General features: G+C 45.3%; 19 protein-coding genes and 1 pseudogene. 15 read left to right on the top strand and 5 right to left on the bottom strand.

What is annotated here, in order from left to right; translation table 11 throughout:
- The first annotated feature begins 361 nt into the window (after nt 1–361).
- The gene (locus ATY38_RS13640; protein ID WP_062559769.1) at nt 362–2,131 is read left to right on the top strand and encodes a hypothetical protein; all 1,770 of its coding nucleotides are present in this window, start codon (nt 362–364) and stop codon (nt 2,129–2,131) included.
- A 162-nt stretch (nt 2,132–2,293) separates the two neighbouring features.
- Entirely contained in the window at nt 2,294–3,982 is a 1,689-nt protein-coding gene (locus ATY38_RS13645) for a multicopper oxidase family protein (protein ID WP_062559770.1), read from the top strand.
- Between the two features lie 104 nt (nt 3,983–4,086).
- On the opposite strand, the gene ATY38_RS13650 is transcribed toward ATY38_RS13645, so the two are convergent.
- The 3 genes from ATY38_RS13650 to ATY38_RS13660 all read right to left on the bottom strand — a co-directional run bounded on the left by ATY38_RS13650 (nt 4,087) and on the right by ATY38_RS13660 (nt 7,153).
- Nucleotides 4,087–4,689 carry a DUF4202 domain-containing protein gene (locus tag ATY38_RS13650; protein ID WP_062559771.1) on the bottom strand — a complete coding sequence of 201 codons (603 nt, stop codon included), beginning with the start codon at nt 4,687–4,689 and terminating at the stop codon, nt 4,087–4,089.
- Between the two features lie 271 nt (nt 4,690–4,960).
- Nucleotides 4,961–5,251, bottom strand: coding sequence for a sll1863 family stress response protein (locus ATY38_RS13655; RefSeq protein ID WP_062559772.1), 291 nt, complete (start codon nt 5,249–5,251; stop codon nt 4,961–4,963).
- Between the two features lie 129 nt (nt 5,252–5,380).
- Entirely contained in the window at nt 5,381–7,153 is a 1,773-nt protein-coding gene (locus ATY38_RS13660) for a hypothetical protein (protein WP_062559773.1), read from the bottom strand.
- Nucleotides 7,154–7,330: 177 nt separating this feature from the next.
- On the opposite strand from ATY38_RS13660, the gene ATY38_RS13665 reads away from it, so the two are divergent.
- Nucleotides 7,331–8,386, top strand: a complete 1,056-nt coding sequence (locus ATY38_RS13665) for an IS110 family RNA-guided transposase (RefSeq protein ID WP_062558878.1) — start codon at nt 7,331–7,333, stop codon at nt 8,384–8,386.
- 518 nt (nt 8,387–8,904) lie between these two features.
- Here the strand turns inward: ATY38_RS13665 and ATY38_RS13670 are convergent.
- Nucleotides 8,905–10,287, bottom strand: coding sequence for a mechanosensitive ion channel domain-containing protein (locus ATY38_RS13670; RefSeq protein ID WP_062559774.1), 1,383 nt, complete (start codon nt 10,285–10,287; stop codon nt 8,905–8,907).
- 630 nt (nt 10,288–10,917) lie between these two features.
- Between ATY38_RS13670 and ATY38_RS13675 the strand changes: the two genes are divergently transcribed.
- The 12 genes and pseudogenes from ATY38_RS13675 (at nt 10,918) to ATY38_RS13725 (ending at nt 20,461) form a co-directional block, all read left to right on the top strand.
- Nucleotides 10,918–11,391: a hypothetical protein gene (locus ATY38_RS13675; protein WP_062559775.1), complete on the top strand. Its 474-nt coding sequence runs from the start codon at nt 10,918–10,920 to the stop codon at nt 11,389–11,391.
- Between the two features lie 254 nt (nt 11,392–11,645).
- Nucleotides 11,646–12,167: pseudogene (locus ATY38_RS13680) on the top strand (IS30 family transposase); the annotation flags it as partial.
- Between the two features lie 32 nt (nt 12,168–12,199).
- Nucleotides 12,200–12,481, top strand: a complete 282-nt coding sequence (locus ATY38_RS17110; RefSeq protein WP_062559777.1) for an IS3 family transposase — start codon at nt 12,200–12,202, stop codon at nt 12,479–12,481.
- Nucleotides 12,482–12,498: 17 nt separating this feature from the next.
- A complete protein-coding gene (locus ATY38_RS17115) occupies nt 12,499–13,020 on the top strand; it encodes a DDE-type integrase/transposase/recombinase (RefSeq protein ID WP_082633050.1) in 522 nt (173 codons plus the stop codon).
- 54 nt (nt 13,021–13,074) lie between these two features.
- A complete protein-coding gene (locus ATY38_RS17120; RefSeq protein WP_418006921.1) occupies nt 13,075–13,329 on the top strand; it encodes an integrase core domain-containing protein in 255 nt (84 codons plus the stop codon).
- Nucleotides 13,330–14,075: 746 nt separating this feature from the next.
- The gene (locus ATY38_RS16885; protein ID WP_062559778.1) at nt 14,076–15,509 is read left to right on the top strand and encodes a M10 family metallopeptidase; all 1,434 of its coding nucleotides are present in this window, start codon (nt 14,076–14,078) and stop codon (nt 15,507–15,509) included.
- Nucleotides 15,510–15,731: 222 nt separating this feature from the next.
- Complete coding sequence (gene thiS, locus ATY38_RS13700; protein ID WP_062560225.1) at nt 15,732–15,935, top strand: sulfur carrier protein ThiS; 204 nt, start codon at nt 15,732–15,734, stop codon at nt 15,933–15,935.
- A gap of 41 nt (nt 15,936–15,976) precedes the next feature.
- Nucleotides 15,977–16,792, top strand: a complete 816-nt coding sequence (locus ATY38_RS13705; RefSeq protein WP_062559779.1) for a thiazole synthase — start codon at nt 15,977–15,979, stop codon at nt 16,790–16,792.
- A 32-nt stretch (nt 16,793–16,824) separates the two neighbouring features.
- On the top strand, nt 16,825–17,490 hold the full coding sequence (gene trmB, locus ATY38_RS13710) for a tRNA (guanosine(46)-N7)-methyltransferase TrmB (protein WP_062559780.1): 666 nt from the start codon (nt 16,825–16,827) through the stop codon (nt 17,488–17,490).
- Nucleotides 17,491–17,718: 228 nt separating this feature from the next.
- Entirely contained in the window at nt 17,719–18,618 is a 900-nt protein-coding gene (locus ATY38_RS13715; RefSeq protein WP_062559781.1) for an efflux RND transporter periplasmic adaptor subunit, read from the top strand.
- Nucleotides 18,615–19,784 (top strand): ABC transporter permease DevC, encoded by a 1,170-nt coding sequence (devC, locus tag ATY38_RS13720; RefSeq protein WP_235590310.1) that lies wholly within the window; start codon nt 18,615–18,617, stop codon nt 19,782–19,784. The genes ATY38_RS13715 and devC overlap by 4 nt, the downstream gene beginning before the upstream one ends.
- Nucleotides 19,784–20,461: an ATP-binding cassette domain-containing protein gene (locus ATY38_RS13725; protein WP_062559782.1), complete on the top strand. Its 678-nt coding sequence runs from the start codon at nt 19,784–19,786 to the stop codon at nt 20,459–20,461. Before devC ends, ATY38_RS13725 begins: the two co-directional genes overlap by 1 nt.
- A 101-nt stretch (nt 20,462–20,562) precedes the next feature.
- On the opposite strand, the gene ATY38_RS13730 is transcribed toward ATY38_RS13725, so the two are convergent.
- Nucleotides 20,563–21,816: a D-alanyl-D-alanine carboxypeptidase family protein gene (locus tag ATY38_RS13730; protein ID WP_062559783.1), complete on the bottom strand. Its 1,254-nt coding sequence runs from the start codon at nt 21,814–21,816 to the stop codon at nt 20,563–20,565.
- Nucleotides 21,817–22,001 lie beyond the last annotated feature (185 nt).

Here is a 22,001-nt window from a genome sequence, read left to right on the forward strand (position 1 = left end):
AAGCAAATAAGCATACACTTTTGTATATATAGTTTTTTTCTTGAGCTCATGAAATACAATGAAATGACACGAAAATAGCAGAGGTTACTAATAAATGATTGATATATTAGACGTAGACCAAGGTTCGATTCCCGCCGTACCATTTAAACATCCGAGAACATCTAACACAATCCTAAAACCCGCGTAAGAGCGGGTTTTTTATTGCATATTGATTTTTTGACACCTTATAGCACATTTTTAGATGAGGAGAGGAGCGATTAAGGTCGTTTAAAGCGCTTTTTTCTGAGAGATATCGATACAGATTTTCTTTTACGATCCTTCAGTAACTTTTTATCCCTATTTATTAATTGGAAAAAACACTATGATCCTGCGCTCTCATTTATTGTTTATTATTCTGATTGGCATTACCTTGAGTAGCATTCAATCTGTCCATGCGGATGGCTATAAACCTACAAGTGTAGATTCAATCTTGTATTTTCAGGCCGGTATTAAGGATGCTGAATACTGTTCAATGATTGTTAAAGATGGTGAATTGCTTACCATTAATAGCAATACAGGCAAGATACTAAGCAATGCTGCCATGACTTGTCCGGATATGTTTTCCTGGAAACTATTTGCCGAAGCAGTTCAGGCTAAATTCTGGTCAAACTGGGCTGATGAGAACGACAATTGGCCAGCACAGCCCTATGCACTCTGTCAGTCCGGACAAACACCTGGTAAAGATCATTGTTGTCAACCTGGATCAACAAACAACGATCTCGATCATTGTCCAGTTTATCCAGAGGTTCAGCACGCCGCTAAACTCAAAAGTCTGACTGATGCTTTGACAGAGGAAGCGCAAGTGCAGGCGCGCGATCCTGCTTTACAGCGCGATACCCGTCTACCATTCCATGACGTACTTAATCCTCTCGTTCGTATGGTTAAATTGAAGTCAATGAAGAAAGCAACAGATGCACAGATATCTTCCTGCTCTGCGGTATCTGTCGATAGTAAAACTAAGGATCTGGTACCGGATATCATAAAGAAATTTAATCCATCCGATGCAGAAAGCACAGGTCGCGTCATTCGTCAGACAAATGCTGAGCTGACCATTCGCAATAAGGTATTTCATGATTACCTTTTCACCAATAATTTATATAATGCCAACGGCGTAATAGATGTATTTAAGATTAATCAGAAAAATCTGCAAACAGAAGCACCCTATCATTTAACCAATCATTCGTCTCAGGACGGGAAGCCCGGTGCGTTGTCGCGCATAGACTTACCGCCAGATGCCATCATGATCAAGAGTAACTGGCTGCATCACGATCTTGCTGTTGCACTTGGATTGCCGGAGGACCCCAAGCAGTACATTAGCAAATTATTACAGACACAGATTGATCTTCAAGCGCTTGGTATCAGCAAATCATCCCTCACTTGCAATTTGGAAGGTATTCATCACCTAGTGGCATTCCATATTTCTTCTAAAGATATTCCCAACTGGGTATGGACCACCTTCGAGCATATTAGCCTGCCAGGTCGTTGTGATATCACCGGCTGCAATGATGCTTACGGTTATGCAAGCAGCGATAACAATCGCCCAGCTGGCACTGCGGATAATTACATCAAACCCAATCAACATAGCGATCAATTGAACTCTCCCAGTATCGTTTTCAATTCTGACAAAAGTTATCCGTTGGAAAAGATTCGCCCGGAATGGGACAAGCTGCTAACTCAATTAAATATTGCCGACGGCAGCAGCACGAGTCAGATTGAACCTGATCCGGAGGATATTGCGTGGCGTAACTTCCGCCTCAAAGGTTCGCAAGTGGAGTTTGTTAACTCAATTGGTCAATCGACGCTATTGGGTAATTCGGTAACCGAAGCTGGTTTTATGGATGGTTCGAGTTGTATTAGTTGTCACGCAAGAGCAGGTGCGGCACTGAATGGCGATGGCTCAGCTAATTTTCTTGCATTATCAGTGTTTGAGCGCAATTTGACCGACTTTGGCTATGCACGCAGCCATCACGGTATCCCTAATCCGTTCTGGTTCTACAACGATAACAACAGTCGTCCGAACATGATGATAATGCAAACAGACTTCATTTGGGGTTTTCTCAACGCCAGCCCTATCGCGACTAGTAAACCATAAAAGCAACCTCATGCTGTTTCAACCTGTGTAACCAAGTTGCGCAGGTTGAAACGATGCACATTACTATTATGCAACGTTTTACAAACAGCTATGTTGCTCCCAAGGTAATCCTTCCCAATATTAAGGTGCAATACAGTAGAATTTTCAAGTAAAGGAAAAGCTATGCAAATTTTGTCAAAAAAATGCCTACAGAATTTATTGATCGTATCCACTTTACTGCTTGGCAGTTCTTTTGCTTCGGCGGGAAAAAATCACCCCTCTTGTGCCTACGAACCAATCGATATTGAAAAATACGGCAAGCAACCGTTCCAGAATCCACCCGATCGGCACGCACAAAATGGTAGGCTCGAAACTGTACTTTCCGTACAATATACCGACCCAAAAACCACCAGTATCGCAGGCTGTGGCGTGAAACTGCGCACCTATGAAGGAAAGCTGGTGGGGCCGACATTGCGTGTCAAGCAAGGTGATATCGTCAATTTGCTGTTGAAAAACCGGTTACCGAAAGAATCACCCGATGAAATTCAGGCACAATTCGATCAGGAGAACCAAAACGCTTATCTGGATACCATTCCGGCGTCTTTCAATACCACCAATGTACACTTCCACGGCTTACACGTATCGCCCACCGGTAACAGCGACAATGTACTGCTCGCCATTTCGCCGCAAAGTAATTTCCCTTATGAAGTGACGTTGCCGAAAGACCATCCGATCGGCTCCTATTGGTATCATGCCCACGCTCATGGCTCGACATCGATTCAGGTCGGCAGCGGCATGGCAGGCGCCATTGTAATCGAGGATAATCCCAGTACCACGCCGAAAGCGCTGTTGGCCGCCAATGCCAACGAAAAAATCTTCGTACTACAAACGATTTTATACAATCAGAAAGGCGAACTGAACAATATCACCAGCCTGTTCCCTGGCCCATCCACACCCAATCCGAAAGATTGCAGCACTGCCACCAACAAGGACACATGGCCTTGCTCGCACCGGCGTATCACTATCAATGGCCAGATCGTTCCGATCATCACTATGAAACGCGGCGAAGTACAACGCTGGCGTTTGATCGATACCGCTTTTCGTGAATCCATCGCATTCGCGGTTGAGAAGCATGATTTACATGAAATTGCTTTGGACGGCAATTACCTAGGGCGCATTGATACCTGGAAAGCAGGAACGCCGATCGATCTGCAGCCAGGCTACCGTAGCGACATCTTGATTAAAGCCAGCATGAAGCCTGGAGAATATCGCATCATCGATCAGCCGACTTCTAGTTTGAAATCGCTACGGCAAGCTGATGAACCGGAAAATTTACTGGCCATTCTGAAAGTCGTTGACGAAACCAACGACATGGCTTTGCCAACCAACGAGGAAATGGCTGCGCTGGCGCCCTTTGGCAATCTCGATTTGAGCAAACAAGCTGTAGGCGTGCAGGAAGTTGCGTTCAAGCTCGGTCAGGACATGGCAGGCAAAAAAAATTACTTCCAAGTCAATTACCGCGCTTTTAATCCCGACCATGTACGTCAATTGGAGTTAGGCGCTGTCGATATGTGGTCGCTCACGACCGTGGGTGACCCGGCTGCAGTACCGGGTGCTATTCCGCCGTTACCGCATGTATTTCATATTCATGTCAATCCATTCCAGTGGCAGCGAATCGGTCCGGACGGTAAACCGCAAATGGTTTGGAAAGATACGCTATTGGTGCAAGGTCCGGCGGTGACCAATGTGTATACGCAATATCAGGCCTACACCGGAAAATTTGTCATGCATTGCCACATTCTCGATCACGAAGACTTAGGCATGATGGAAATCGAAGAAGTGATCAATACACCGGTTGCACATAGTCATTAACCATCAGAAGAACTTGCGATGCCGCCGACTGTATCAGGGGTTTTTCAACAGGCTGTCTGAGCTACATCAAACAACTTTTCTGTCCATTATTACAGAATCGTGATTTATTCGGATACCGCTTGCTTGATCAGCGCCGCCAGTGAATCCGGTAATCTGATGTGTCCTGCGAGTACGAATTGATGAGCCTGAGCGGACATCTTATTCCAAATTCTACGAATGATATCGAGCCACTTCTGTTCGTCGTATTCAGGGTGCTCGCCAGCAAAGTCGAGCAGGTAATGTTCCAAGAAAACCAGTCCGGCAACATCCTCCAATAACTGTGTATCCGGATTGGTTTTAAGCGATTTCTTGCCAACGGCCTGGGTTACGCGTGCAATGAATGTGTTTTCATATCCAGCTTTAGCGAGCAAATCGGCAACGGTGTCGGCATGAAATTTGTTTAACTCGGCACGCCATTGATGATACCCCTTTCGATCCATCGGATAATCACTGCGTGGCGATTTCCAGCGCTGGATGTGCTGAGCACTCACCGCCAGTTTTATGGCATCATCGGCATCGGGCGCATAGCGTTCGAGCATGTCAGACATGCGGCGCGAATAAAGCAATTCTTTCGGCCAATCCTTCCCTTCGCTGATTTCGCGGTTCGGATCTTCACAATTCGCTGCGTCGATTAGCGCTTTTGCTTTGTCGAAGCATTGCCTGGTCATATGATTGCCGGTTAATCTGGTATTTGTTGAACGATGCAGGATTAAAACATATTTCCTGACAGGCCGCTAAAAAGCACTCGAAGCATAAGTATTAGCAATTGAAGTTAAAGCGCTTCTGTTTTAAATAAACATAATTGAAACATAAAGAAGAAGATTCATCTTAGCAGTTTCGATTTCAGCCCGATAAATCATGCCGTCTTCGCCAGGTGAGTCAATGCATTTATGATGATCTGGCCGAACAGGCTTTGTTACTGCTCTTGTTTGAAAAATTTCATTTTGGTGGAAAGTGCTTTTTCGCTCTTTCAAACGCTTGCTCCATTGATTTGAACGATTTTCTCAAGCCGGTTTGAATATCCTCCCACGCGCTTTCCGAGCTGCTTTCAAAAGCCTCCCATTTTTCTTTGGCCTGGCTTAATTCCTGCTCGAGTTCTTCCAGATGCGGCTGTAGTTTATCTTGTAGTTCCTTAGTCCCGAGATGCATTTGCAACTTAACTTCGTCAACGACCGATTGCAGATTGGTAAGCTCCTCTTGTAATCTCTGGGGAATGGATTTGTCAGTCATTTTAATATCTCCTTGTTGATAAAATTTGAACGTCTTTCACTATGGCCATAGTATCAGCAAAATTACTGCATGTATTGTTGCTGATCAAAGGAATGCGATAATGACTTGCAATCCGGAGTGCGGCTGTTTTCAAGGTACTGGTCTGCTCGTTTCCCGGAACCACACGCGGTATTGCGCCATCCGGGCGCGTTGTTCCGCAGGTGCTTGGCGGCGGCAAGTCGCATACTCTTCGGTATCCGGTTGCGCACCCCAGCGTATCTCGGCGCAGTCGTTGGGATTGTAAGCGATTTCGAAATCGGGCCTGCGCGCCAGTACCTCAGCGATGGTCAATTCCCATTCGCTGCCATCCGAACGGATATAACGGATGCTGCGTTCCTGGGCGCGCTTGGCGTGATGCCGTTCGATCATGGTCTTGGCTTGTTCCGGGCTTTGACCGTTCAGCACGAATAATTCCGGATGGCGCACGATTTTTTCCGGAAGTCCGCTCAACACATTAATCGCAATGATCAAGCGCATATCGCGCGATGGTGTCGAATAATCTTCCCAAGGACCGATCGTTTGAAAAATTGCTGCGCCGTTGGGCATCGCGATTGTGTTGCGCGGATTTTTATAGAAATATATTTCACCGTTTTGCACTGAATTGATGCGGGTTTCCACTTGCTCGACCAGCGCCGTCAGCATGGCTTCGTACGCTTGTAGAGGATCCAATCCCTGCGGATTGATCAACTGTGTTAGCCGGGCGTAGAAATCATCGGGGGTGAGATAGTCCTGTTCCAAAGAAAAGGGCATAAAATCGGGGTGATCATTCAATTCCTGATTCGATAGCATGCGCCCTGCGCCCGATGCGGGCAGCACGATCGGGCGGAATGCTTTAAAACCGGGCCCGGCATTCTCCGTGTTGGCAAATAACATCGTTCCTTCCCATACGCGCTTACGTGCTACCGAGTTATCCGGTTGGGCGTCGACCGCCAGCAGCATGCCGGGTCGATCGGCTGTTTGTGGCACCCATTCGGCCAATACCAAAATATGGCCATAGGGATCGGCATACACGGTACCCGGCCATAACGTTTCGCGGCTGAGTGGAATCGGGTACCAGTCGGTATTATCAGCGGTGAGACCGGTTCGCAACGAACCGGAATGCACGGTATCGGCCAGTTGCCGGTAGCGCTTGCGGAAATTGGTTTGCGACTGCACGCCACGAGTGAATTCGCTGACGAAGGTGGGCGTGCCGCAACTCGGCGGTGCTTTGGCCGAGCCGCGCCCACACGCGCGAAAAGCCATCGGCAGACCGATTTTCCAGGCGAAATAAGCGCGCAACGTGTAAGGCAGATCTGCGCAGTCCGGCGTCAGCGGCAGGTTGTTGTCTTCATTAAGCCCCAGATAATTATGAAGAAAATTGCGATCATTGTTGCGCAATACCGGTTCCAGAGAATTGAAACTGAAATTTTCCTCTGGTGGCGCGCCGAATAATTCCTCGATCCAGGCAGAATAAAAGGCTTCGGTGGCCAGATTCCATGTCTCCGGTTTTTCCTGGACGGCGGCTTCGCCAATGACCATCGAACGGCATCCAGCTTGTTGGCTATTCCGGGTTGCGGTGATGCGATAGAGGCCGCTATCCAGGTTTTCCAAGTTTGCGATTAAACTCCAGGGCGGCCCGCCCCGCTGCCGGATTTGCAACGGAGTTGGCTGGTCCCGTGAATCCATCAGAATCAATTCCGATAGCGGGCCGTCAGTTGACACAGCCATGATTTTGACCGGTTGACCGGCTTGAGGAGACAACGGCGAAATCCAGATACGTACCGCACCGGTTTGCTCGCATGCGATATCGTTGGCCGATACCAACGGTATGTGAAACCACGCCCATAGACATATCATCCAAAAATTTAGTCGCAAAAAATTCATTGATGACCTCGGTAAGGTTATGGCTCGGAAACGATCAATGCGCTTATGTAGGAAATTGTACTCCGTGTTGCGCAATTGTTATGATGTAATGGAATGGACGCCCACTACCCTAAACGGCATCGAAGTGCCAAAGTAGTGGTGCAATAAAGCCCACTAAATAAGAGAGGAGCGTCCGACATGAAGATTACAACGATAGGCATTGATTTGGCAAAAGAAGTATTTCAGATTCATGGCGTGGATATGTATGGTAAGGCGTTGCTGCGCAAGCAGTTGCGCCGTAGCGAGATGTCAAAGTTTTTTGCCAATCTGGAGCCTTGCCTGATTGGGATGGAAGCCTGCGGTAGTTCACACCATTGGGCGAGAAAGCTGTGCGAATTTGGGCACACCGTCAAGCTCATGTCACCCCAATTTGTCAAACCCTACGTCAAGACCAACAAGCATGATATGGCAGATGCGGAAGCGATCTGCGAAGCGGTAAGCCGACCCAACATGCGTTTTGTATCGATCAAGAATATTGAGCAACAAGCCATTTTGTCAGTGCATCGTGCCAGGCAAGGTTTCGTCAAAGCCAGAACCGCACAGGCAAATCAGATACGCGGCCTGCTTTCTGAATTTGGTATTGTTATCCCACAAGGGATCCGTTCGATTATCAATCGGGTGCCGGATATTCTGGAAGATGCTGGAAACGATTTACCAGGATCAATGCGTCATTTACTGAAACAGTTGAATGATCATCTCAAACAACTAAGTCGACAAATAGAAGAGTTGGAATTGCAGATCAAGCTGTGGCACAAGGAGAACGAAGCCAGTCAAAGATTGGAAGCTATTCCCGGTATTGGCCCGATTACGGCGAGCGCCATTGTTGCAACAGTTGGAAATGCCACAGAGTTCAAGAACGGCAAGCAACTTTCGGCATGGTTTGGATTGGTGCCAAAACAGTGCTCCAGTGGTGGCAAGCAGATATTACTCGGCATCAGTAAACGTGGCGACACTTATCTGCGCACTTTGCTGATTCACGGAGCAAGAGCAGTCATCCGTTTTGCTGAAAATAAGGAAGAACCAGAAAGCTGGTTGCGTAAACTGATAGCTCGACGCAACAAGAATATCGCTGCTGTTGCACTAGCGAATAAAAATGCTCGTATTATCTGGGCGTTGCTCGCCCAAGGCACAACATTCCACCATAATCGCGCTACGACATCAGTTGCTGCCGAGCATGATTATGGTGTTGCATAGAAATTTATTGATAGCACTGCAGCAGATTTAAGGAGAAAAATTTCAACCGATTGCACGGGCAATCATGACAATGATGGCGAAACTGGTCAGACCGTGAGTAGCTAAACCTAAACAGCACACAGTGCATAGAGCACGCTGAGGTGATAAGGCGCTACTCAGCAAATTCCATCAGGGGCAGGGGCAATGCGCCTCATACAAAGTCCGGATGTATGGCAGCAATCTTTACCTGCTCAAAATCATTGACTGAAAGCTTGGCAGAAAGTGGGCGTCCATGTATGTGCTGTCAAGAATGGAGTCCATTGGTTTAAGCAACAAGCAAATTTGCATAGTATTGCTGCGTAAATTGTGCTGGTGACAAATAGCCCAGCCTTTTCTGTTTTGTCTGCCGTTTATAGAAGATGGCGGATTCAAGTTGAAGTGCAATTTCGACTTGCTGGTAAAAAGGCTCAGATGCTACCGCAGCCAACCCCCATGACCTGCGTTATTCAAAATTGCACTTTAAACTTGAATCCGCCCCATCATTCAAGAGAAGATTTTTTGTTGAGTAAATTCTCGGTATCGGTCTGTGCATGTTCTTCTTCTACCTGTTTTTCTATTGTATCGTCTGAGCTAGTATCGGTAACTTTCTGAGTAGATAGATTGGTAGGTTGAGCTTCATGCTGTAATTTCATCTTTTCGTTTTTATTTTCTAAGGTAAATTTATTTTCTACATTTTTCAATAATTTGACCTGAAAAAATGACTCAGGCATGACAATATTTGCTTTTTCAAACGCTTGTTTTATTTGGCGAATAGCTTCACTGCGTACTTTTGGCAAACTTGATTTAGTTTGATCAATCCAACCATAAATCCTTAATTTAATTATAGAGTCTCGAATTTCTTCTATAGTTATCAGTGACTCAGGTTGACTCAATACTCCACTGACTGTACTTAAAGTTTGTAAAGCTAAAGCTTGTGTTTGAAGTAAATCCTGCTTGCCATTAATTTCTATATCAAATTGAAATCTTCTCTCGGCATTCCTACTGAAATTAATAATTACTGCTTTAAATACAATAAAATTAGGAATGCGGATATGATTTCCATCTGGTGAAATCAAAATCGTTGCTCTGGTGGTTAGGCGCAATACATTTCCTTCTTTCCCATCAATATTAACAAAATCGTTAATTTCAAAAGGATTGCGCAAGCTTAATAAAATACTAGCTAGATAATTTTCGACTGTATCTCGAACTGCAAAACCAACAGCAAGACCTACGATACCAGCTGCACCCAGCAGAGTTCCCAATATGGCTGTGAGATCAAGTATAGACAATGCAATAAGAAGGCCAAGCAGTATGAATAAGAGATGTGTAACTTGACCTAATAATTCTGCAATGAAAGCGTTTGAAACAATTCGCTGAAAAAATTTATGACGCCCTGATAACCACCGACCTATCATCCAAAAAACAATGAAAGCAACAAGTGCTAATAGAAAAAGTGGTAAATTACCAATTACTTCATAGGCATTGGACAAAAATTTCTTCCATGTATTTTTAAGGCGTACTTCTACATCTTGAGTGATTTTTAATTCATCTTCTACTTCAATCACACCTTCGACTTGTTGTGTGAGCTGTAATGCTTTATTTTTCGTTGATGAGGAACTAACTTCCCCTTGTAATGTAACAATTCCATTACTAACCTTAATCTTTATATTGTGAAAATCTTCTAGCTCTGTAAATATTTTTTTAAGGCGTTTTTGAATATTTTTGTCATCCTCTACAGTAGTCTCAACTTCAATGATTTTTTCATTTTCAACTGGTTTTTTGGGAGGGGATTTACCGTTTAGCAGATCGGTTATTTGATCAGCATGAGTAGAAGTAGAGATGAGTAATAATAAAAATGCTAAAGTTGACAAGGGCTTATGCATATATTATATCCTTTAATTTTGTTATTTATTTTCCCTAAGCTTATCCCAATTGATTAATAGCTTATTTAAGTGTGAGAGCAATGATTGAGTTTTGTTCAATGGAAAAATTACGTGAAAAAGCGTAAGTAATTGGAAAATAAAGACAAATAAAAAAATATTGAATCTTTCAAGTTAGTCGTAAGCAAGCAATTATTTATATTATTGTTGTAGCATTATTTCATTAAGTATCCCTACGCACACAGGGAAAAATATTAATTCTTTAAACGAACTATTAACTGAGGACAACAATGCGACATTGGACACCCGAGGAACGATTGAAACAAGCGGAGTTAATCAAGACCTGGCAACCCTGGAAACAATCCACGGGAGCCAAGGACACCAGCAGGTAAAGCAACATCCAGCCGGAATGCGTATAAGCATGGATTAAGCAGGCTACAGAAGGAAATGCGGGAATTATTCAAGCAACAAAAGCAGCTGCTTGAAGAAATCAGCCAGTAATTAATCCCTAAAAGCATAACAATTGAATATCAATTATTTTGCTTATTACATGTACGTTACCGAACAGATGAAAGAATGAATATTCATTAAAGTTTTTAATTATTCACTCTATCTTTAATTCTTGAGGAAATAATGACTTCTATACCTGATCAAAAAATTAAAAAAGATAATGAAATACTTCTTACGATAATAATTTTCTTAATCTTTGTTCTAGGAACGTTAAGTTTGTATTTTTATAAAGATGTCAAATCAGATATTGACAAACTACAGCAAACAATTCCAGCCGAAACTGATACTTCAAATTATTTAAGAACAATCGACAATAACGTTATAAAAAGTTTAGCAAAACTCAATGAAGCTATTCATTTGATTAATAAACATCAACTCTCTATTGAGAATATAAATCCTACTTTAGATACATTAAAGTCAAATAATCAAGAATTCATAAATCAACTTAATGCTTCTTTAGATAAACTTGCAAGTGAACTTAAAGAAGAGACTAATAAAAATGTAATTGATGAAAATTTGAATAAATTTGTAGAACAAATCACTGAGGAAATTAGAAGAAATTCTATTCAAGAACAAGAGCATTCCAATCCAGAGTAGCCTTCTGCAATATACTCCCTACTGCCAATCGTTTACTTCGTCAGAAAAATTCCCCGTTAGTACTAAGCGTGATAGATACTCAGCTGCACTTAATAAATAAAAAACGGGAACCTTTGCTCCCGTTTTTATTAGACGGATTCAAGTTTGAAGTGCAATTTTGAATAACGCAGATCATGGGGGTTGGATGCGGTAGCATCTGAGCCTTTTTGACCAGCCAGTCGAAATTGCAAAGATGAACTCGAGAAGAACGATACCAGATATACGCCTTGAAGAAAGCGGGACATTCACAAAGCGAGATCGCCACCGTCATCGACCGAAGCGTATCAACTATCAGCCGAGAGTTGTCCCGTAACCGCGGGGCGCGTGGTTATCGCCCCAAACAGGCGCATAACGAAGCAGTCGAGCGGAAAGCCATCAATGCGCGGGCGATAGACGATGCAACCTGGCAGTTTAGGCAAGAGAAACTCATGCTGCAATGGAGCCCAGACCAGATCAGCAATTATGCGGACATCAGCATTGAGACGGTGTACCAGAGGGTTTATGCCGACAAACGAAACGGTGGCATTCTTTGGAAGAATCTGCGCTGTCAGAAGCAGCGCCGGAAGCGTTATGGCAAGACAGATCGGCGCGGCATCATCCCCAACCGCCAATCCATTGAGCAACGTCCGGCTATCGTCGATGCTAGAAGTCGTATCGGCGACTGGGAGGCAGATACCATCATCGGCAAGAACCACCGGCAGGCTGAAGTGGTACCGCAAAACTGGACAGGTTGTTAAGCTCTGCTATGGACAATCAGAGGATCATAATCATGAGCAAGAAACGCACACAATATTCCAGTGAATTCAAGGCGAAAGTAGCGCTGGTGGCGATACGGGGAGATGAAACCATTCCGCAACTGGCAGCACGTTATGGGATACATCCCACGCAGATCAATAGCTGGAAACGGCAACTCATAGAACAAGCGGCTGAGTTGTTTTCCAGGAACAGTAGTGCTGGCAAAGAGAGCGGACAAACCACAGACGATTTACACCGAGTCATAGGGCAACTGACGGTAGAACGCGATTTTTTAGCCAGAAAGCTCGATCATTAAGTGCGGCGGAACGCAAGATGATGATTGAGCTTAACGACAAACCAAGTCGCGTTCGCCAATGCCACTTACTAGATTTGGCGCGCTCGACTTATTATTATCAGCCGCAACCAGCTACTGACGCGGAACTGACTTTGCTACGAAAAATGGACGAGCAATACCTAAAAACACCACAATATGGTTCACGCAGCTACGCCACGTGGTTTTTGCGCCAGGGAATACTGATTGGTCGCAAGAAAGCAGCTTCCATGATGAAGACTCTGGGCATTATCAGCACCGCGCCAAAACCCAGAACCAGTATTCCAGCCAAACAATACAAAATATACCCTTACCTGCTCAAAGGTAAGGCAATCAATCGACCCAATCAAGTCTGGGCCGCTGATATTACCTATGTGCCGATGGAGAAAGGCTTTGGTTATTTGGTCGCCATCATGGATTGGCATTCCCGTAAAGTGCTGAGCTGGCGTTTATCCAATACGATGGATGCCGATTTTTGCGTTCAGGCATTGGAGACTGCCATTCAAGACCACGGCTGTCCCTAGATCTTCAATACCGATCAGGGTGCTCAATTTACCAGCACAGCATGGCTAGCTGTTTTGAAGAATCACGATATCCAGATTAGCATGGACGGAAAAGGTTGTTATCGTGATAATATTTTTGTTGAACGGCTATGGCGCACAGTGAAGTATGAGCTCTTATACACCAGGGCATTTAGTGACTTAAAGGAGGTAAGGAAAAGTTTGATTCAGTGGTTTGACTGGTACAATCAGGAACGTTTTCACCAAGGTCTTGACAACCAAACTCCCAATGAGGTTTATTATCAATTTCAAGCAATTCATCAGGCTGCCTGAGCTTGATTAACTACCCATGGCAGAGCTTAATTCTACCCTCAGGTTGTACAGTTGTGGGAGGCCACTTCACATGATTATTTGTGATGACACTCTTGATAGCTTTAGCAATAATGCCCCGAATAACCTCCAACACCATCCAAAGGGCGGTGTTTTTATTTATCTAATCGGATATCAGGGATTATCTTCGATTGATGCAGGAGTACATGAATGCCCTACCTGCTAAAGCACATCCGTCATTTTGTGACGGCTGATAAGAAAAGCCATGGGTCGCGCAACCGGCCAAGCTCGACATAATCAATGATATGATCACAAAAATTTTCACAAGTATTTTGTGCCACAATAAGGCAGTTCGATATCGTTTCTGAAATAATCCATCGCTATCTCACAAAAAAGGACACATTAAAAGCTTTTCTGGGTCGACATAAGTATACTGACTTCAACCGGAACAGCATGTGAGCATCCTAGCTTAATCAATACTATGTTGTATATGAGGGGAACTTTTGTTTTTCTATAAGTATAACCATTAGCTGCAACTGTTCTGGATTCATCACAGTCTGTATTTATCTTGATGGTTTACTCATATTCTTCAGTCAATAAAAAGCACTGCGCTTTCTTCTCTATGGTTTTTACTCGATAGTGTCATTACAAGCGTTGATTCGAGAACCGGAGACTATGGCAATGTGTCATATGACGGAAATATACGTAAACTGCTCATACAATTCACAATAACTGGAGGAACTCAACCTATGGCATTTTCCGATCCGATCACTAGCCCATTAGCTAGCAACACCTACATTAACGGCCTGCTATGGGGGAGCCACTGGAATGATCCCATTGCGGGGACGCGATTAAAAGTATACATAGCGGGCCAGGGAGAGAATGAAGTTTTTGATTTTGGTGGTACGGCCGTCACGGCACATACCGTTCCTCAGGAAGTTACAGCATTCCTGGAATCAATGCAATTTATTGAAAATATTTGCAATATTGATTTTATGATGGCAAATAGTCAGGCAGATGCGGACATTATTGTCGGCGTTGTCGGCAATTCCGATGCAGGCGGTGCTCTTGGCACCTCAGTTCCTCCCGGTGAAGATATTGGCCCGGTCGTTAACCGTCAAGGTGCCGTGATTCTCAATCGAGATGCCTACTATTCAACGGATTACTCCAGTTTGCAGCCGGGAGGATATGATTTCACCACTTTCATCCATGAGTTTGGTCATGCTGTTGGATTGAAACATACGCACGACGCCGGGGGTGGCGACCGACCGAACTTTCCGGGTGTTACGGCGCCGTTTGGTGACTACGGGGATTTCAATCTCAATCAAGGTCTTTATACGATGATGTCATATAACGATGGTTGGCCAGCGGGTCCTGATGGTCCGCTGGATCCTGCCAGTATTTCCGGCTATGGATATGAGGGAACGCCCATGGCCTTCGACATCGCCGCACTGCAATTTCTCTACGGTAGCAACACGAATTTTCAGACAGGCAATAATGTTTATACCCTCGGTTCGACTAACGCCCCAGGAACATTTTATTCCGCCATTTGGGATACAAAGGGCATCGATACCATTCGTAACCCATCGGCCATAGATTCAACAATAGATTTGCGTGCCGCGACGCTTTTGCATGCAACCGGTGGCGGTGGGTATTTATCCAGCGTTGATGGTATCAATGGAGGCTTTACAATTGCCAAGGGTGTTAACCTGGAAAATGCGATCGGCGGAAACGGTGCTGATACCATGATTGGTAATTGGGCGGCAAATACATTGACGGGTAATGCCGGAAACGACCGGATCAATGGTTTGGGCGGAGCGGATAAGATCATCGGTGGTACAGGCGCCGACATGTTGGCGGGTGGTGGTGGTGCCGATGATTTTACCTATGTTGCTGTAAACGATAGTCGCGGACAACCTGACATTATTAAGGATTTTGTGCATGCGCTGGATGATATTGACGTCGCTGCAATTGATGCGAATGGTGCCGATGCTGGCAACCCCGCATTCGTTTTTCGCGGAAATGCAGCTTTCACCGGGGCAGGCGCGGAAGTACGATTTGTAAAAAATGCAACTAATAATGTTACCAACGTGCTTTTTGACATTGATGGCAATAAAAGTGCTGACATGACAATCCGTTTGACCGGTCTGATTACTTTGGATGCGGGTGATTTTATTTTGTAAGTGAAATGATATTTCAAACCGGACAAAGTGCAGATTGAAGATCACATGGTTTTAAACTGCCTTCGTCCCAAACTTAGGCAACATTTTATATGTTGACTACCATGAATATAACAATATTGACTGCCGGTTCTGTTAAATTATTTCAATGATGCAATCCCTGCATGATAAAATTCAACTCAATTTTTGATTGCCTACCCGGTTACAATCCAGGCTTTATCGCTCATGATACAACTCACCATTAATGGACAACCGCAACAGTTCGAGTCGCCTATTAACGTGACTCAACTGGTGGACCACCTTGCATTGCAAGGTAAGCGAATCGCTATCGAGCGCAATGGCGAGATCATCCCGCGCAGCCAATTCTCGGAACAAATGCTGGTTCATGGAGATCACCTGGAAGTTGTCATCGCCGTGGGCGGCGGTTAATTTCGTCATTTGCAAATAGCCTCTGATATTAAAAAAGCTTTATGGATAACTTAATAATTTCCGGAAAAACATATACATCCCGTTTACTGGTCGGTACTGGCAAATACAAGGATTTTAGCGAAACCCGCGCAGCCGTCGAAGCCAGTGGCGCAGAAATCATCACGGTCGCGATCCGACGCACAAATATCGGGCAGAATGCGGATGAACCCAATCTGCTGGAAGTTTTACCACCCTCGCGCTACACCTTATTACCCAATACAGCCGGTTGTTACACGCTAGACGATGCAGTACGCACGTTGCGTCTGGCACGCGAGTTGCTGGATGGTCACAGCTTGGTCAAGCTGGAAGTGTTGGGTGATCCTAACACCTTATATCCCAACATGGTGGAAACGCTCAAAGCCGCAGAAATCCTGATCAAGGAAGATTTCCAGGTGATGGTGTACACCTCGGATGACCCAATCATAGCCAAGCAACTGGAAGATATGGGTTGTGTCGCCGTGATGCCACTGGCTTCGTTAATTGGTTCCGGCATGGGGATTCTGAATCCGTGGAATCTGCAGATTATCATCGACAATGCCAAAATCCCCGTGCTGGTTGATGCCGGTGTCGGCACCGCATCCGATGCCACGATCGCGATGGAATTGGGTTGCGATGGCGTACTAATGAACACGGCCATTGCCGCAGCCAAAAATCCGGTATTGATGGCATCCGCCATGCGCAAAGCTGTGGAAGCCGGACGCGAAGCTTATCTCGCCGGACGCATGGCGAAAAAACTCTACAGCGCCAGTCCCAGCTCACCCACGGAAGGTGTTATCGCGCAAGCGGATAAAATCACCAAGAAACCGGCAAACAGCTAATCCTGCATTCATACTGCCCGCTCATCACCCCCATGCAACAAACCATTCGCAGCTTTGTCCTTCGTCAAGGACGCCTATCCAATGCGCAACGCCGCGCCTGTGAGACATTACTGCCGCGGCATGGTATTCCATTCAGCGAGAGCTTACTGGATTTGAACCATATTTTTGGCCGCCAGGCGCCAAAAATTCTGGAAATCGGATTCGGTATGGGGGAAAGCACCGCGACGATCGCGAAGACTCATCCGCAAAATGATTATCTTGGAATTGAAGTACATGCGCCGGGGGTGGGTAGTTTACTGAATCAGATCGAGCAACTCGGATTAACCAATTTGCGCATCATTCAGCATGATGCAGTAACCGTGCTGCACCATATGCTACCCGCCGGATGCCTGGATGGCATTCACATCTTTTTTCCCGATCCTTGGCCTAAAGTCCGGCACCACAAACGTAGATTGATCCAACCTGCTCTGGTCACCCGTCTTTGCACGCACTTGAAATCGGGCGGTTACATGCATGTAGCCACTGATTGGGAAGATTATGCCGTACAAATTCTGCACGTTCTGAGGCAGGAATCCCAGCTCAGCAATACTGCTGTGAATTATGCTCCGCGCCCGGAATACCGGCCACTGACTAAATTCGAGCAAAGAGGGCTCAAGCTTGGACATGACGTGTGGGATTTAATATTTCTGAGAAACTGAATCCCCTATTCTGACCAGCGCCGTATAACTATAACTTATGGCAATATCAAGGCGTCGAAACCACCCGCTGTGACAGCGGCGGAATCAATACCGCGCACGAATAAACGATAGCGATCACATCGCGGCACGCTAAAATCAATCCAAATCATTATTCAATCCAAGGATATTCATTGCTATGATATGACCGAAAACGGTTGTACACCGCATATTTATTATCTGAGAAATATCATGCTTTTAAGGATTCTACGCTCACTCTTCGGCATGAGCATACTTGCTGTCTTGTGTTCCAGCGTATTTGCCGGAACATCTTGCCGATTGGATACGCAACAGGGAATTGGCGCACTGGGCCGCATAGAACCGCGTTCACGGGTGATAAAAGTCTCTCATAATGCAGGACCTGAAGGCGCACGTGTGGAACAATTGTTATTTCAGGAAGCAGACTCGGTTAAGGCTGGCGATAAATTAGCAATACTTTCAGAATACTTCAAAAGAAAGGCGGAAGTTGAAACGGCTAAAATGCGGGTCAAAGTACTTGAAGCGGAACGCGTGGTAGAACAGACTACGTTAGCTTTTAACCAAAGAGAGCATGCGCGACATCAATCGCTTGAATCCGGTTCCGCTGTCAGTATCTCTCTTGCGGATGCCAAGCAACTGGCATTTGAACAATCTGCGGCGAACCTTAAACGTTTGTCAGCCCAAATTGCTCATGCAAAATCTGAACAAAAAATCGCCGAAGCCGAGTTGGAAAATACTTTGATCTATGCACCGATTACCGGAACGATTGTAAAAATATTCGCCCGGCCCGGCGAGCGCATCGGAGACAATGGATTATTGCAACTTGCTGATTTATCTAATATTGATGTGGTTGCAGAAGTCTACGAGTCAGAGCTGCCGCAAATAAAAATAGGCCAGCAAGGGTGTATTACGGCTAGCGGTTTCAAACGAAGTTACAACGCTCAGGTCAGGGAACTGGGTTTTCAGGTCAGGAAAAACGATCTGAATGATACGGATCCTCTGGCTGATCGGGATAATCGCATTATCGAAGTGCGCCTCACCTTGGAACGGGAAGCGGCTACCGATTTACGGCACCAAATTTTTCGTCAAGTTAAGGTACGAATAATTCCGTGAAATGGATTGGCTGGTGGTACTTTCCCGCACGCTTGGCTTGGCGACAGCTTGTTTTTGATCGAACCAAATTGGTAGCTGCAACTTGCGGTGTACTATTCGCTTGCGTATTAGTGTTCATGCAGTTGGGATTCAAGGATTCATTATATGCCAGCGCAGCTTCCGCTCCGGTAAAGCTGGATGGCGATTTGTTTTTAATGCACAAGCAAAGTGAAGCCATGTGGCGTCCGGTTCAATTTAAACGCAGTGAACTGATGCGGGCACTGGGAAATCCTGCAGTGGCGGAAGCTTATCCATTGTACTTGGGGCTCGCGCCGTTCAAAAATATCCAAACACAAACCAAACGAACCTTAATGGTCTACGGTTTTGATCCCGATTCCCAGATGTTCAATGTCGATGCAGTCAGAAATAAGCATGCCGAGTTAAGGCTGAAGGATACGGTACTATTCGATGAATATTCGCGTCCTGAATTCGGGCCTGTACGTCAATTGCTGGATGCGGGCGAAAATGTAACAGAAATCAATGATTATAAAATTATCATTGTCGGATTGTTTCAGCTGGGCGTATCTTTTGCCGCAGATGGCAACGTGATAACCAGTGACTTGAATTTCATGCGTATCTTCCCCAGAAGAAATCTCGATGACATCGATATGGGAGTGATTAGATTAAACTCTGGCGCATCGGTTAAAAGCGTGCAAGCCGAGCTTAAAAACCATCTCAATGAGTTTGTCAATGTGTTTACGTATGAGGAGTTGTTGCACTATGAAAAGGATTACTGGGCCAATACGGCGCCCATAGGATTCATTTTTGGCTTTGGCACCGTGATGGGATGGGTTGTGGGTTTAGTTATTGTCTATCAGATTCTTTTTACTGATATTGCCAATCACCGCAATGAATTCGCCACATTGAAAGCTATGGGATATAAGCACGGTTATTTTGTCCGTGTTGTATTTGCTTCGTCATTCTTTCTGGCAGTCTTGGGGTTCATTCCGGGCTATCTGCTTTCTCTGGGGTTATATAATTTGGCAGAATCACAAATGTACATGCCGATGCCCATGCTTATCAGTAAAATCATCACCGTTTTTATGTTTATCCTTTCCATGTGTTTTATGGCTGGGTTACTCGCAATACGCAAGCTAAAAGACGCCAATCCAGCTGATATGTTCTAATGCCAAGCGTCATTGAAGTCGATCATCTGAATTTCAGTTTCGGTAGCGGCGCTTTAACGCAACCGGTACTGAAGAATGTGACAATTTCGATCGAAGAAGGTGAAATAGTTCTGATAACCGGACCTTCCGGTTCGGGTAAAACTACCTTCCTCACCATTATCGGCGGCTTGCGCCAGGCCTTCCACGGCAGCGTAAAAGTACTGGGACACCAGTTTGTTAACAGTAATGAGCAAATCAAAGTAAAAACTCGCCAGCAGATTGGCTATATTTTCCAGCAGCATAACCTTCTCAAATCCCTTACCGCTCTACAGAACGTCTGCATGACTTTGGAAATTAACGCTGTGACCACTGAACAGCAGAGATCCAGTCGGGCTGCAGAAATGCTGATCGCCGTAGGGCTCGGTGACCGCCTTGATTACAAGCCTGATCAGCTTTCCGGCGGGCAGCGACAGCGCGTTTCCATTGCCAGGGCACTGGTGGGGCAACCTAAAATCATCCTGGCTGATGAACCGACCGCTTCATTGGATAAGCAAAGCGGCCACGAAGCCGTCAGCCTCCTGAAACGCTTGGCCAAAGAATCGCATACCACCATTTTACTGGTAACACACGATTACCGTATTCTGGATATTGCTGATCGAGTGGTTGAATTAGAGGATGGAATGATTAAGCAGGAATAAATTGCCATTAGAATAAATTCTCGGTAGCAATCACTCGCTCGTTCGGGTTTATTACTTCGAATATTTGGTTAAAAGCTTTCCATTTTTACTATCGATATCAATCAGGATCGCACCACCAAACATTCGATTCCTTGCCGCGTTAAACTTTGACAAGCACTACGCGCCTGATTTTCCTGCAACCCCACCAATCTTGCCCGATATAGCCTGCGATTACTGATTTCCACTTCCGTTACGACTATCTCGCCCGGAATCCAACGAGCCGCCGCCTGTGCATTTGCATAAGCTCGACTGGGCTCATGATAAGAACCGATCTGCACTGCCCAATCGTCATTTGTCTGTAATTGTAATGCAACTTTCTGCAATTGCACCGGTTGCGCGCTTACCGGCGGAACAACATATTGTTGAGTAACGATAGATTCAGATGCTTTCGGTTGTTCTGGGTACGGTTTCAGTGCTGGAGTCGGCGCATTCACTTTTACTACTGTAACCGCCACCGCACGAGCATTCTGACTATTGCTTGCCACCTGGATTGAACGATTCCCTTGATTAAAACTGCGATCAATCAGCTGTGCCATATGCTGATCGCGTGCAGCTGCGGTGTTCCCGCCCATAACCACGGCGACCACACGACGATTGCCTCGTTTGGCGGAAGTAGCCACATTAAATCCGGAAGCGCGAATAAAACCCGTTTTCAAACCATCCACGCCTGAGGTGTTTCGCACCATGCGATTGTGACTGTTATACGTGATGCCTTTATAACTGAATGATTGGGTAGAAAAATAATGGTAATACTTAGGAAAGTCTTTCATTAATCGTGTGGATAGGATTACCATATCGCGTGCGGTAGTTTTTTGCTCAAGATTGGGCAAACCGGAAGCATTGCGGAACGTGGTTGAACGCATACCCAACTGGCGCGCTTTATCGGTCATCATACGGCCAAAATTGGCTTCACTTCTACCCAGCGCCTCCGCCACCACCGCCGCCACATCGTTGGCTGAACGCACTATCAACGCGGGAATCGCATCACGTACGCTAATGCTGTCCCCTGCTCGAAGCCCTATATTGGTTTGTGGCATTGCCGCAGCATGGGTTGAAACCGGCATGCGAGTATCCACTGTCATTTTACGTTGTTCCATAGCTTCAAACAGCATGTACAACGTCATCATTTTTGTCAAAGAAGCGGGATAACGGCTCGCGTCGGCGCTGGATTCATGGAGCACCGCTCCCGTATCGGCATCAATTACGATGGATGAGTAACGGGGATTTGCCAATGCTGAATTTGACAAAATTAACAGCAGTAAAAATATAGCAAAAACATACATCCCAATAGTGATATCGCGTTCCGGAATCAACATACCATCACCCTTCTTGAATTGATGAGAACAAACGCTTCATGAAATTTTCTTCCGTTTTTGTATTTTTAATCTGTTTTTTTATCATTTTTGTAGCTTATAGCAATGGTCAATGTTCATTTATGAGTCAGAGAAAATATTTTTGCTCTGTGTGACGACGGAACCTTGGCAATGGTCAATGTTCATTT

It is taken from the genome of Nitrosomonas ureae (genome assembly GCF_001455205.1).
In the GTDB taxonomy this organism is placed as follows: domain Bacteria; phylum Pseudomonadota; class Gammaproteobacteria; order Burkholderiales; family Nitrosomonadaceae; genus Nitrosomonas; species Nitrosomonas ureae.